The following is a 12,491-nucleotide window of genomic DNA, read 5'->3' as shown; positions in this document are numbered from 1 at the left end:
CTGCGTCCGTGATACATACACAGGTATGCAATAAAACCGCATCCGCACACATCCTTTATACAAACGCATGGTGTTATATCTCCGTCAACTGAACTCACCCGGAGATAACATCATGTTTAACAAACTCGCATACTCAGCAGTCGCCCTGACCGTTTCGCTTGGCACCGTGATGTCCTGTCAGGCGGAAGCGATGGGCAAGGATTACGCGTCGGCCTTCAACCAGGTAAAACAGATTAACGCTGGCGATCTTAACGTCGGTTATGTCGATATCGGGCCGAAAGAGGGGCAACCGGTGATCCTGCTGCATGGCTGGCCGTACGACATTCACAGCTACGCTGAAGTGGCCCCCGCGCTGGCCGCGAAAGGGTATCGTGTCATTGTGCCGTCCCTGCGCGGGTACGGCACCACGCGCTTTATTTCTGATAAAACACCGCGAAACGGCCAGCCTTCGGCAATGGCGAAAGACATCGTCAACCTGATGGACGCCCTGGATATCAAACAGGCGGTGTTTGCCGGTTATGACTGGGGTGCACGTACGGCGGATATCGTTGCGGCGCTCTGGCCGGAACGGGTGAAATCGCTGGTCTCGGTAAGTGGCTACCTGATCAGCAGCCAGGCGATTGGCAAACAGCCTTTACCGCCGAAGGCAGAAGTTCAGTGGTGGTATCAGTTCTATTTCGCCACGCCGCGCGGGGCGGAAGGCTATGCTAAAAATACGCACGATTTTGCCCGGCTGATCTGGTCCCAGGCTTCGCCGGACTGGAAATTCAGCGATGCCACCTTCAATGCCAGCGCCAAATCCCTCGATAACCCGGACCACGTTGCCGTCACGCTCAGTAATTACCGCTGGCGTCTGGGTCTGGAAAAAGGGGAGCCTAAATATGACGCCTATGAACAAAAACTGGCGACGCTGCCGAACATTACGGTGCCGACCATCACCATCGAAGGCGGTAATAACGGGGCGCCACACCCTGCACCTGCGGCCTATGCCGGGAAATTTACCGGAAAATATGAGCACCGTACTTTCGGCGCAACGGTGGGCCACAACCCGCCGCAAGAAGATCCGCAGGACTTTGTTAAAGCAGTTGTCGACGCGGATAAGCTCTGATATGTGCTATTTTCAATCCGTTACCTCTTAATCAGGAGCCTGCGGTGGAGCATATTGATCACATCCTTGTCGTCGATGACGACAGGGATATTCGTGAACTGATTGTCGATTACCTCGTGAAATCCGGCTATCACGCCTCTGGTGCGGCGAACGGAAAAGAGATGCGCATGGTGCTCGACAAACAGCATATCGACCTGGTGGTGCTGGACGTGATGATGCCCGGTGATGATGGCCTGACGGTGTGTCGACAGCTGCGCAGCAGCAGGCATAAGGATCTGCCGATCCTGATGCTCACCGCGCGCAACGAGGACATGGACCGGATCCTGGGGCTGGAGATGGGCGCCGACGATTATGTGGTAAAACCGTTTGTGGCCCGCGAACTGCTGGCGCGTATCAAAACTATCCTGCGCCGTTTTCGTACTATGCCGCCTAATCTTCAGGTGACCGAGGCAGGGCGCCTGGTGGTGTTCGGTGAATGGCAGCTGGATACCGTGGCGCGTCATCTGATTGATAACGAGGGGATGGTTGTGGCGCTCAGCGGGGCGGAATATCGCCTTCTGCGTGTATTTCTCGATCATCCTCAACGGGTGCTGACCCGCGATCAACTGCTGAACCTGACGCAGGGACGTGATGCCGAGCTGTTTGAGCGTTCGATTGATCTCCTGGTGAGCCGCGTGCGACAGCGCCTGAATGAAGATGCCCGCTCGCCAGCCTACATTAAAACCGTTCGCAGCGAAGGCTACGTTTTTACTATGCCGGTGACCATCGTCGAGGCCAATGAATGACGCTGTGGCCCCGCACCTTACTGGCCCGGCTGCTGATCATTGTGCTGCTTGGACTCTTGCTGGCTAACGCGCTCAGCCTGACGCTGGTCATGGTTGAGCGAATGCACAGCGCGCGCACGGTTATGCTGGGCAATCTTGAGAATGACGTGGCGACCAGCGTGGCCATTCTCGACCGGCTTCCGGCCAAAGAGCGGCCAGAGTGGCTGGAACGGCTCGGTCGCGGTAATTATCGTTATATCCTTGGTCCCGGCGAGGCAGGCGCTGCGCCAACGGACAAGCGCTCGCGGGATGCGATTCGCACCCTGAAAGAGACGCTTTCAGTTCAATATCCGCTCCAGTTTACGGCAGTGCCGGGGCCTGTTTCCCACATGCAGGCCCATCTGACGCTCCGCGACGGCGCACCGCTCACTATCGATCTGATCCCGCGCATGCCGCCAGTCGCCAGCTGGTTACCCGTGGTGCTGGTTCTTCAGTTGTTACTGGTCGCGCTCTGCTCCTGGATTGCCGTGCGCCAGGTTGTCCGGCCTTTCCTGCAATTCACGCGCGCGGTTGATTCCCTCGATCCTGCGGCCCATTCTCCTATGACTGAAAAAGGTCCGGTTGAGGTGCGACAGGCGGCGCAGGCTTTTAATGAGATGCAGTCGCGGATACAAACTTATCTGCGTGAACGCGCGCAGATTCTGGCGTCCATTTCTCACGATCTTCAGACGCCCATCACGCGTATGAAGCTGCGGGTCGAAATGGCGGATCAGCCCGAACTCCACGATAAGTTGTTGAGCGACCTGGATAATATGTCGCGCCTGGTACGAGAAGGTATTGCCTATGCCCGGTCATCAGAATCACTGAAAGAGACCACGCTTAAGCTGGAGCTAAACGCGTGGGTTAACAGCATCGCCAGTGATTATCAGGACATTGGTAAAAACGTGCAGTTTCATGCACGCAGTACACGTCTGCCGATCGTCACCCGCCCCCAGGCATTGCGCCGGGTAATGACCAATCTGCTGGATAATGCGCTCAAGTTTGGCCATAGCGCGGTAATAGAGATTGATGAAGATGAAAGGCAGGTAGCGATCCGCATTATGGATAACGGCCCCGGCATCCCGGAGGCAGAACTGGGGGCGGTGTTACAGCCGTTCTACCGGGTTGAAACGTCGCGCAACCGCGAAACGGGCGGCACCGGGTTAGGCCTCGCCATTGCCGCGCAGCTCACCGCCCAGCTTGACGGGAAATTGCATCTTGCAAACCGGGCAGAGGGCGGGCTGGCCGTAAGCGTGACTCTTCCGCGCGTTTAATTGTACGCCTGTGTATCTGCGCGCCGTGCAGATATGAAGGCAGACAAAATTCAGTTTTTTGCACACGGCCTGAACACATTCGCAGGGTGAAATGACCTCACTGCACCTTCGCAGCAACTGTATCGTGAGGTCGTTATGTTTCTGATAATCGCTTTTTTAGGCGGCATGATTAGCCTGCTCAGTCCGTGCACGCTTCCCGTTATTCCTCTGCTGTTCGCCGGCTTTCAGGGGCAGCGCAAACACATTCTGGCGCTTCTGGCGGGAATGATAGTGATGTTCACGTTTGTGGCGATGGTAGTAACGGTTGCCAGTGACTGGATCGCTGACGCCACCGTTATCGTCGCTGGATTGCGCTGCTGGTACTGAGCATTGCCGCCCTGGCCCTGATCTTCCCGCAGTTCGCTCAGCGCATTGCCAGCCCGGCGGTCAGCGCGGGGAACGTTCTTAACACCCACAGCGTTCAGCGACACGGCATGTTTTCGGCTTTTCTGGCAGGGCTGGCCGTTGGACTTCTGTGGTCCCCCTGTGCAGGACCGATTCTCGGGGCGATCTTCGGCATTAACATTACTGGCCACTCGGCCATCGCAACCGGAGCGCTGTTAGCCGCTTACGGCAGTGGGTGCGCGTTGATGCTGGGGCTGCTTGTCGCGGGTGGCCGTAAGCTGATAACCCCTCTGAGAGCCAAATCCGCATTGATGGAGCGTCTGCGTCAGGGCGCAGGGGTGATGATGTTAGCCGCCGTGGCTTTCAACGCCTCAGGAATGACGTCGGTCCTGAAAGGCGCCAGCGGTATTACCGACCAGCTGGAAAACGCTCTCTTGAGCCTTGCGCAACCAACCTCCACGCAGGTGAAACTGCGACCGATCGCTGACGCAATGCCGAGCAGCCAGCTACCGACATTAAGCGGCGGTACGGGCTGGGTAAACGGTGACCCTGTCACGTCTAAGGCCTTGCGGGGGAAAGTTGTGCTTATCGATTTCTGGACCTGGGACTGTATCAACTGCCAGCATACCCTTCCGCATGTTCGAGACTGGGCGAAGAAATATGAGTCACAAGGTCTGGTGGTGATTGGCGTCCACACCCCTGAATACCCCTGGGAAAAGCCGTTATCATCGGTGAAAAACGCGGTCAACGAATGGCAGTTGCCGTACCGCGTAGTGACGGATAATAACTACAAAATCTGGAGCGCGTTCGGTAATCAGTACTGGCCAGCACATTACTATTTCGATGCGAAAGGACAACTGCGTTACACCTCGTTTGGCGAAGGCAACTACGACAAGCAGGAGGCTGTAATTCAGCATTTGCTCAAGGAAGCGCGTTCCTGATTCGGCTTACGGAACCCGCTGAGCAACCATAAACAGGCGCGGAAAAGCCAGCAGTATCTGCCCGTTCTCCTGGAGCGGATACTGCTCTTCCAGCAGCTCGAGGTAGCGTTTCAGAAAGTTTTGCTGCTCGCTCTCGTTGAGATCCTGTAGCCACGGCCGTAACCCCGTCGCGCTGACCCAGTCAATAATCGCCTGATGAGAGCTCATCTGATGAAAGTAGGTGGTGCGCCAGATATCCACGTCGCATCCCGCGTCCGTCAGAATATCATAGTAGGCATGAATACCCGGCAGCTGCTCGCGGCCACGATCGGGGTAGCCCTGTTCCCAGGCAACTTCACGCATCAGGGCGTGCGTCGGCTCAAGCCAGTTGTCAGGCATTTGTATCGCCAGCACGCCGTTTAACTGGAGCAGTGAAACCAGATGCGGCAGAAGGTGGTAATGGTCCGGGATCCATTGCAGGGAAGCGTTGGCGTAGATCAGGCTGAGAGGCTGGTCAGGTTTGTAGTGACGGATATCCGATTCAACAAAGTGGCAGTCTGGCAGGGCCTGTCGGGCTTCCTCCAGCATCGCCGGGGAGTTATCCACACCGGCTATCTGCGCTGAAGGCCAGCGTTGTTTCAGCAGCGCGGTGCTGTTGCCTGGCCCGCAGCCCAAATCCACGCCAGAGGTTATGTCAGCAAGCGGCACCCGGGCCAGTAACTCAGCGGCGGGACGTGTGCGTTCTGCGCTGTATTGTAGATACAGAGAAGGATCCCAGTCGGCCATTTTCGCATCTCCATGTTGAGGTGTTCAGCAAGAATAGCACAGGCAAATACCTGCGCAGGGGCAGGTATCCGGATAAACGTGAGATTATAAAATGCCTTTCAGGGCCACGTGATAAAGCAGCATGATGGTTTTACCGTCGACGATCTGGCCATTCTCGATGCCACGAAGCGCGTCGTCCAGCGTCATTTCCAGCACGTCGATATCTTCCCCCTCTGCTTTAACGCCGCCGCCCGCGCTGGTCCGATCCTGCGGGTGATATTCCGCCAGATAGAAGTAGAGTTTTTCGGTAACGGAGCCCGGGCTCATATAGGCCTCAAAAATTTTCTCTACGCGCGTCACCTTATACCCGGTTTCCTCTTCCGCTTCGGCCTTAATCCGGCTTTCCGGGTCAAGGTTATCGAGCAACCCGGCAGCCGCCTCAATGAGATCCTCTTCGTGACCATTGATAAACACAGGGAAACGAAACTGACGTGTAAGAATGACTGTTTTGCTGTCGCGATTATAGAGCAGGATCGTCGCGCCATTCCCGCGGTCATACACTTCACGCTCTTGCCGCTGCCAGTCACCATCGCTGCGCTGGAGGTCAAAAGTGTATTTTTTCAGGTTATACCAGTTGTCGGACAACGTTTCGCTGTTGATGATGCGTATATCTGCACGTTTTGATTGCACGTTTGGCTCTCCTCTCGTAGAGTATGCATCATAAACAGCATTTTCGTGTAATTACAATAATTATCGTGCAACATCAGGAATAATTCATGCTCACAAGTCAGCGTAAACAGTTGATTCTGGAAAAGCTGGAGGCGGAAGGCCAGGTCCAGTCAACTGCGCTCAGCCTCTTTTTCTCGGTGTCTGAGGACACTATCCGCCGGGATCTACGTGAACTGGCGGCAGAAGGGCGTTTGCAGCGTGTCCACGGCGGCGCGCTTCCGGCATCTTCAGCGATTGCGCCTTTTGCCGAGCGTCAGTCCGTTAAAATGGATGCAAAAAAACGCGTGGCACGTCGGGGCGCGCAGCTCATTTCACCGGGGCAGGTGGTGATCATTGATGGCGGGACGACCACCTCAGAACTTATTACCTTCTTGCCGCCAGATTTGCGGGTAACCGTGGTGACGCACAGCCCGGGTATTGCATTGGGGCTGGTCAACCATCCGTGCATAGAGGTGATCCTGATTGGCGGTCGTTTGTATAAACACTCCATCGTCACGGTCGGCGCGGCCGCTATTGAAGGCATCAACAATATTCATGCGGATCTGTTTTTCATGGGTGTCACCGGCGTGCATCCTGAGGCCGGGCTGACCACCGGAGATTATGAAGAAGCATGCATCAAACGTGCATTTTCCGGCAGAGCGGCGGAAACGGTGGTATTGGCCTCACCGGAAAAGATCAACACGGCCTCGGCGTTTGTGATTGGCGATTTGTCGCTGGTGAATACGCTCGTTGTTGAAAACACAACGGATGAACGCTGGGTCAACGCTATGAAAGAAAAGGGCGTTGCGGTGATCGCCAGCCAGTAAATATCCGCTTTTTTGCCAGCCTGCCTGCGTGGCTGTCAAACAGACAAAGGTTATCCATCACGCGGATTCCTAGACTAAGGCTTTCATCTGTTTAAGGAAAAGCCATGAAAGCGATCTCCATTCTGGCGTATGGCGCGGACCCAACCGCTCAACGCCTGGCAACGTCCGCCATTCAGCAGGCCATAAAAAGTGCTCAACAGAACGATGTCATCGTTATTCCGCAAGGCCGTTTTCTGACCGGAGCGTTGTTTCTGAAAAGCGGTGTTTCACTTCGCCTGGACGCTGGCGCACAGCTCGTTGGAAGCCAGGATCTGGCTGATTATCCCCTGATAAATACCCGGGTAGCCGGCATTGATATGCGTTGGCCGGCAGGCATTATTAATATCATCGATTGTGAAAACGTCAGCATTACCGGTACAGGCACGATAGACGGGCAGGGTGCAATTTGGTGGCAACGCTACTGGGGCGATGACGAGCGCAGCGGCATGGTCGGCGATTACAGCGCAAGAGGATTGCGCTGGGTTGTTGATTATGACTGTCAGCGCCCGCGCAATATTCTGGTCTTTGAAAGCCAGAGCATTCTGCTGCGTGATTTTACCAGTCGGGAGTCCGGATTCTGGAACATGCACCTCTGTTATTCGCGCCATATCGCGGTTGAGGGCGTGCAAATCAGCAATTCTGCGGGGCCGAGCACCGACGGGATTGACGTCGACTCCTGCGAACAGGTGCGGATTGAACGCTGCATTGTGTCCTGCAATGACGACAATATCTGCATCAAATCAGGACGAGGACGCGAAGCGGCGCAAAAAGCTCGTGCCGCGCGGGATATAGTGATTCGAGGATGTACGCTGAATAAGGGATCCGGGATCACACTGGGGAGTGAAACTTCAGGTGGCATTGAACGCGTCCTGATAGAAGATAACGCGTTTAACGGAACGGGCGTCGGGTTTCGCATTAAATCTGCTCGCAACCGGGGCGGATTTATCCGTGATATCACCGTACAAAATCTACGGCTTACGGACGTGCGTTTTCCGGTGCTGATCCAGCTGAACTGGTTTCCGCAGTATAGCTATGGCGACCAGAGCAATTTATCTGATAAACCAGAACACTGGCGCAAACTGGCTGAAGGTGTTGAGGGCGAAGCCGGTCTTACTGCGGTCAGCGGACTGACGATTAAAAATATGACGGCGCGTCGATCAGACAGCAAATGCTTTTCGCGGGCATTTTTCATCGAGGGATATCCGGAGCGTCCTGTGGTTGGGTTAACGCTGGAGGGGATTTTGATTGACGCGTCAGAGTTCGGGAAAATTTCTGGTGTGGATGGGCTGCGCTTTAAGGATGTACAGGTGACTGCCGTGGAGATCACGCAAGACCGTAACGACTGTTATGAACGTTGATGGCATAGAACAGAGGGACATGATGCGCGGAATGAGTAGAACAAGGATGGGTCTGAACTGGCTGGATTTACTCGTATTCAATCTAAGTGCGCATAATGTATATTATGTTAAATGCGGTGTGTTTATTCTTTAGTTCATGAGTTCCTCTCTTTCAGGAACTTACCGATGAATCTGTCGGTTGCCTAAACTGACGATGAAGGTTATGGGATTGGGGGTCAGCGCGAAGGTGGTACTGGAACTCCTTACCCGTGATGACCGGAGTCGCTGACCTGTGTTCTCATCATCTTCCATGATTTTAACGGCAGCCTATCTGCTGGCTGCGCTGAGCGGTACTTCTTCTCCGGGCGTCAGCCTGACCGCGGCACTGGTAAGTATTGTCATGCTTGGGCTTAGCGGCAGCTGTATCCTCTCTACCGCTTTCTATAAGATGCTGCTATTTACTTTGCATAACAGAGTCTGGCGCAAGCTTATCAGCCAGACGGGCTGAACATTCATTCCATAAAATCCCGCCGCTACTGAGGAAGCCTGAGAAACAGTGTCCGTTCCTGAGTCTGCGATGCTTTAAAACCATGGTGGATATAAAACGCTTTGGCGTCCTCAGTGAGTGCATGAACCATGATCGCCCGCACCCCAATATTCTCTGCTACCCGATAACAGCGTAAAACCGCATCCTGGAGTAAATCGGCTCCCAACCCATTTCCGCGTATTGAGACATCGACAGCCAGACGGGCAAGAATAATCACGGGAATGGGATCCGGCATGTTACGCCGCAAATTACCTGTCGCTTCCGTATGGTTAACGCTGCCGGTAGCCAGAGAGTAAAATCCCGCGACCTGCTTTGTGCCCGTTTTACAAACGACAAACGTTCGGGCTGCGCCAAGCGCCTGGTTTTTCAGACCTCTTTGTTTTAACCATTCGTCAAGTACGGCCTCTCCACTGACGAACTCCGCCAGTTGATGGACGCTGGATAAGGGCTCTGGGGGGGTTACACGTCCCACTGAGGTTTCCTTGCCAGCAGTTTTTCTATGGCAGGATCGTCGGCGACCGGGGCATCGAGCATATCAATGAACTCTGCATACTGTTCATCGTTAAAATTGAATACACGCCGATCGAGGATCACATTTTCGGCTGCCTGACAGGCCATCTCCAGAATGAAGTCAGTACGTGATTTATGGAGGATCTCTGCGGCGGCATCGATAAGCGCCCGCTGGGATTCTTTGGCTCTAAGATTGAGTTGAACATCTGATTTCATGGGTATACCTCTTGTATAGCAATTGCTTTACAAGCATAGCATAAGCGGCGCGTATAGCAATCGCTATACAGGTCCCTTAATCATGTCTGACTTCTTCACTCTGCATATCGCAAGAATTTGCTCTCTCAGCCAGCGGTGCGCGGGATCGCGTTCCATTCTTGGGTGCCACATCTGTGATACCGTAATTAGACGGCTTTTGAACGGCAGCTCGAAAACCTGTACCTGGTCCGTTACCTGCTGATTGAGTAAATAGAGAGCGGGTATCATGGCGATAAGATCCGATGCCACCGCCACGGACAGCGCCGTCGGAAATCCCGGTACGACGCTCGCGATTTTACGTTTTGTTCCGAGTTCGGCCAGCGCATCGTCAACGGATCCGTGCAGTGCACCCTCGGGTGACGCTACCACATGGCCCCAGGCGACATAATCCTTAACCCCTATTTCTGCCTGCTTAGCCAGCGGATGCCCCTTACGCACGACGCCCACAAACCGATCCTCAAACAGTCGTTGCAGCCGTATTTCAGGCCCCATATTACTCTGGACGCCAATCTCCAGATCAACCAGCCCTTCCCGAAGATAGCGCGACGTTTTTTCCGGCTTAGGCGCAAAGCGTATACAGACGTCCGGCGCGGCGTCGGCCACAGCCGCTATAAGCGCAGGCCCAAACGCCACCACAAAACCATCGTTTGCCCTGATGGTAAAAAGTCGCGCCAGACTTCGCGCGCTGAACGTATCAGTTGAGGGCTGTAATACCGCCCTGGCCTCGTGCACTGCACGCCTGGCACGGTCCCGGGTCGCTTCGGCCCACGGGGTCAGTACCATGTTACGTCCGGCGCGCACCAGAATCGGATCGCCAGTGACGTCGCGTAACCTGCTTAATGTCCGGCTCATTGCCGAGGTGCTGAGGTTCAGACGACGTGCCGCGCCTGCCACGCTCGCTTCGCTCAGCAATATGTCGAGTGCTATCAGCAAATTAAAATCGGGTTCGGACATCTCCTTCCTCCCTGTAGATTCAGATAAGGCGTTTCATGCAACGATAAAGTGCAAATGGTGCGCCTTCCGCCCTGCAAAAGCCATCTTTATAGTTTTGTCATCCACACACTCTTCTCTAAGGACAACAAGATGATGCTTTTTTCCAGCCAACCCGGGGACGATGGACTGCCTGGCCCGACGCGCGCACGGGTGATGGCCGCGATAATGACCACCACGTTAATGGGCGTGTTTGATGGCACCATGATCAACATTGCCCTGCCCTCCATGGCTCAGAAGATGCAGGTGCCAGCCAGTTATGCCGTCTGGTTCGCCAACGGGTATCTGCTGGCGGCTGCAATGACGCTGGCGATATTCGCGGCGCTTGCGGCCCGCCTGGGTTATCGCCCCGTATTTCTGGCAGGCCTGACGACCTTTACCCTGACATCGCTGGGTTGCGCGCTGGCGAAAACGCCCGAAGTGCTTATCGGTATGCGCGTGCTTCAGGGGATCGGCGGCGCAGCGACGCTGAGTATTGCTCCCGCGATACTGCGGTCCGTATTTCCCGGACGATTGCTTGGCCGCATTCTGGGTTTGCACGCCCTGCTCATCGCCTCCAGCTCCGCTATCGGCCCGGTATTGGGCGGTACGATCCTTCACACCCTGAGCTGGCAATGGCTTTTTGCGATAAACGTTCTTCCCGGCACCCTCGCCTTGCTGCTGGCGGTCAAAGCGCTGCCGCGGGATGCGGTTCGAAAGCAAGCGCCCTTTGACACCCTGGGCGCCATATTGTCGGCGCTGCTGTTGGGTTCGACGATCGTGGCGGCGAACAGCCTCCATGATGCTACTTATCACACAGGTAGTCTTTGCTGGACGGTTCTCGCTGCGCTGAGCGGCATGGCTTTTATCTGGCAGATCCGCCGCACGGATAACCCCTTACTGCCGCCAGCCATATTCAAAAATGAACGTTTTACCCTCGCGGCCCTAACGTCGATGATTGCTTTTGTCAGCCAGGGTATCACCTTTATTGCGCTACCCTTCCTGTTTCAGAGCGAATACGGCTACAGTCCGGTGATTTCTGCCCTGCTATTTACGCCGTGGCCGCTCGGGATCGTGCTGATTGCGCCGCATGCAGGCCGGTGGGCGGACACGATTTCCGCCCCGGTGATTTCAACTCTGGGGCTGATGATTTTTGTCGTCGGTTTGATTCTGCTGGCAACATTACCCGCCAGCCCTTCGATGTGGGATATCTGCCTGCGAAGCCTGGTTTGCGGGATGGGATTTGGCTGCTTTCAGAGTCCCAATAACCGGGAAATGCTCTCAAACGTTAGTCGTGACTATGCGAGCTATGCATCCGGTGTGTTATCCATTATGCGCACGTTCGGGCAGTGTCTGGGGGCCGCCGCTGTGGGCGTACTGCTGGCGACAAATGAGAGAGCAATTCATGCTGCACTGTGGATCGCTGCGGCGGCTTCTGCGGTAGCGGTCATCGTCAGCGCGAGCCGACTGCGTAAAATCACTCATCCTGCGGAAACAGGCTGAGCGAGCAAAAGCTCCCGGGTCGCATCTTCAAAATTAGGGCGCGGCCCGTACACCACTTTTACATGCTGTAATTCATTAATGATTTCATTACTGATGTCGTGACCATAATCCACTGTAGAGGCGCTATCTTTATTGAAAACGACTGAATAGTGATGATCTATTCTGTATTTTTCAACGGTATCAGAAATGACTCGCTGGCTTATATGCCGCAGGCGACCCTGCTCTGCCCGCAGTTGCGTGTTTTTACTCATATCATCGATCGCTTTCATTTCACGGCGCAAGGGTTCTGGCAGAGCATAATATTTTTTCTCAACTTCAAGCGCGGATTTTTTAGCTAATGCGAGAAGTATTTCGTTCTGCTTTTTTTCCTGTGCCAGTAACGGTGATTCACGCAGGATCCGCTTGTAAGAAATACATGCAACCCCTTTTTGTCCGGCGTGAGGCTTAAGGTGACCGTTAAAAGAATATAATCCTACAAGACACACAAAAATTAACAGAATGACTGAAAAGCGTGGCTCAGACCGTTTAGTAATCATTGTCAG

Annotated in this window: 12 protein-coding genes and 2 pseudogenes; 8 read left to right on the top strand and 6 right to left on the bottom strand. The window is 54.6% G+C overall.

The annotated features are described in order from the left end of the window. Window positions 1-112: 112 nt before the first annotated feature. The 4 genes and pseudogenes from C3451_RS00390 to C3451_RS00375 all read left to right on the top strand — a co-directional run bounded on the left by C3451_RS00390 (window position 113) and on the right by C3451_RS00375 (window position 4,510). A complete protein-coding gene (locus C3451_RS00390; RefSeq protein ID WP_038416060.1) occupies window positions 113-1,108 on the top strand; it encodes an alpha/beta hydrolase in 996 nt (331 codons plus the stop codon). Between the two features lie 44 nt (window positions 1,109-1,152). Beyond that, window positions 1,153-1,893 (top strand): response regulator, encoded by a 741-nt coding sequence (locus tag C3451_RS00385; protein WP_022648124.1) that lies wholly within the window; start codon window positions 1,153-1,155, stop codon window positions 1,891-1,893. Then, on the top strand, window positions 1,890-3,185 hold the full coding sequence (locus C3451_RS00380; protein WP_045622663.1) for an ATP-binding protein: 1,296 nt from the start codon (window positions 1,890-1,892) through the stop codon (window positions 3,183-3,185). The genes C3451_RS00385 and C3451_RS00380 overlap by 4 nt, the downstream gene beginning before the upstream one ends. Window positions 3,186-3,320: 135 nt before the next feature. Next, window positions 3,321-4,510 (top strand): annotated as a pseudogene (locus C3451_RS00375) (cytochrome c biogenesis protein/redoxin). 6 nt (window positions 4,511-4,516) lie between these two features. On the opposite strand, the gene tam reads toward C3451_RS00375, so the two are convergent. Both tam and C3451_RS00365 read right to left on the bottom strand, forming a co-directional pair. Next, window positions 4,517-5,275, bottom strand: coding sequence for a trans-aconitate 2-methyltransferase (gene tam / locus C3451_RS00370; RefSeq protein WP_032624253.1), 759 nt, complete (start codon window positions 5,273-5,275; stop codon window positions 4,517-4,519). Between the two features lie 84 nt (window positions 5,276-5,359). Beyond that, entirely contained in the window at window positions 5,360-5,944 is a 585-nt protein-coding gene (locus C3451_RS00365; protein ID WP_022648128.1) for an NUDIX domain-containing protein, read from the bottom strand. 86 nt (window positions 5,945-6,030) lie between these two features. On the opposite strand from C3451_RS00365, the gene C3451_RS00360 reads away from it, so the two are divergent. From C3451_RS00360 to C3451_RS00350, 3 genes and pseudogenes are all read left to right on the top strand, one after another. After that, entirely contained in the window at window positions 6,031-6,789 is a 759-nt protein-coding gene (locus C3451_RS00360) for a DeoR/GlpR family DNA-binding transcription regulator (RefSeq protein ID WP_022648129.1), read from the top strand. Between the two features lie 104 nt (window positions 6,790-6,893). Next, window positions 6,894-8,186 (top strand): glycosyl hydrolase family 28 protein, encoded by a 1,293-nt coding sequence (locus C3451_RS00355; protein WP_045622665.1) that lies wholly within the window; start codon window positions 6,894-6,896, stop codon window positions 8,184-8,186. A 286-nt stretch (window positions 8,187-8,472) separates the two neighbouring features. After that, a pseudogene (locus C3451_RS00350) lies at window positions 8,473-8,673 on the top strand (hypothetical protein); the annotation flags it as partial. A gap of 25 nt (window positions 8,674-8,698) precedes the next feature. On the opposite strand, the gene C3451_RS00345 reads toward C3451_RS00350, so the two are convergent. The 3 genes from C3451_RS00345 to C3451_RS00335 all read right to left on the bottom strand — a co-directional run bounded on the left by C3451_RS00345 (window position 8,699) and on the right by C3451_RS00335 (window position 10,431). Then, on the bottom strand, window positions 8,699-9,184 hold the full coding sequence (locus C3451_RS00345) for a GNAT family N-acetyltransferase (protein ID WP_063139083.1): 486 nt from the start codon (window positions 9,182-9,184) through the stop codon (window positions 8,699-8,701). Beyond that, window positions 9,172-9,438, bottom strand: a complete 267-nt coding sequence (locus tag C3451_RS00340; protein WP_003857131.1) for a DUF1778 domain-containing protein — start codon at window positions 9,436-9,438, stop codon at window positions 9,172-9,174. Before C3451_RS00340 ends, C3451_RS00345 begins: the two co-directional genes overlap by 13 nt. A gap of 63 nt (window positions 9,439-9,501) precedes the next feature. After that, window positions 9,502-10,431, bottom strand: coding sequence for a LysR family transcriptional regulator (locus C3451_RS00335; RefSeq protein WP_063139082.1), 930 nt, complete (start codon window positions 10,429-10,431; stop codon window positions 9,502-9,504). A 129-nt stretch (window positions 10,432-10,560) separates the two neighbouring features. Here C3451_RS00335 and C3451_RS00330 point away from each other — a divergent pair, with 129 nt between their 5' ends. Further along, a complete protein-coding gene (locus C3451_RS00330; protein WP_045622667.1) occupies window positions 10,561-11,949 on the top strand; it encodes an MFS transporter in 1,389 nt (462 codons plus the stop codon). On the opposite strand, the gene C3451_RS00325 is transcribed toward C3451_RS00330, so the two are convergent. Continuing rightward, window positions 11,928-12,485 carry an OmpH family outer membrane protein gene (locus tag C3451_RS00325; protein WP_045622668.1) on the bottom strand — a complete coding sequence of 186 codons (558 nt, stop codon included), beginning with the start codon at window positions 12,483-12,485 and terminating at the stop codon, window positions 11,928-11,930. The genes C3451_RS00330 and C3451_RS00325 overlap by 22 nt on opposite strands. Between the last annotated feature and the right edge of the window lie 6 nt (window positions 12,486-12,491).

It is taken from the genome of Enterobacter sp. 301B (assembly GCF_003850715.1).
GTDB lineage: Bacteria > Pseudomonadota > Gammaproteobacteria > Enterobacterales > Enterobacteriaceae > Enterobacter > Enterobacter intestinihominis.
The sequence above is the reverse complement of the archived record's forward strand: the minus strand, read 5'-3'. Positions and strand labels throughout refer to the sequence as shown.

Excerpts from the sequence above, each read along its gene's own strand:
- C3451_RS00390 (WP_038416060.1), top strand. The coding sequence starts at position 113 with ATGTTTAACAAACTCGCATACTCAGCAGTCGCCCTGACCGTTTCGCTT.
- C3451_RS00380 (WP_045622663.1), top strand. The coding sequence starts at position 1,890 with ATGACGCTGTGGCCCCGCACCTTACTGGCCCGGCTGCTGATCATTGTG.
- tam (WP_032624253.1), bottom strand. The coding sequence starts at position 5,275 with ATGGCCGACTGGGATCCTTCTCTGTATCTACAATACAGCGCAGAACGC.
- C3451_RS00360 (WP_022648129.1), top strand. The coding sequence starts at position 6,031 with ATGCTCACAAGTCAGCGTAAACAGTTGATTCTGGAAAAGCTGGAGGCG.
- C3451_RS00355 (WP_045622665.1), top strand. The coding sequence starts at position 6,894 with ATGAAAGCGATCTCCATTCTGGCGTATGGCGCGGACCCAACCGCTCAA.
- C3451_RS00340 (WP_003857131.1), bottom strand. The coding sequence starts at position 9,438 with ATGAAATCAGATGTTCAACTCAATCTTAGAGCCAAAGAATCCCAGCGG.
- C3451_RS00335 (WP_063139082.1), bottom strand. The coding sequence starts at position 10,431 with ATGTCCGAACCCGATTTTAATTTGCTGATAGCACTCGACATATTGCTG.
- C3451_RS00330 (WP_045622667.1), top strand. The coding sequence starts at position 10,561 with ATGATGCTTTTTTCCAGCCAACCCGGGGACGATGGACTGCCTGGCCCG.
- C3451_RS00325 (WP_045622668.1), bottom strand. The coding sequence starts at position 12,485 with ATGATTACTAAACGGTCTGAGCCACGCTTTTCAGTCATTCTGTTAATT.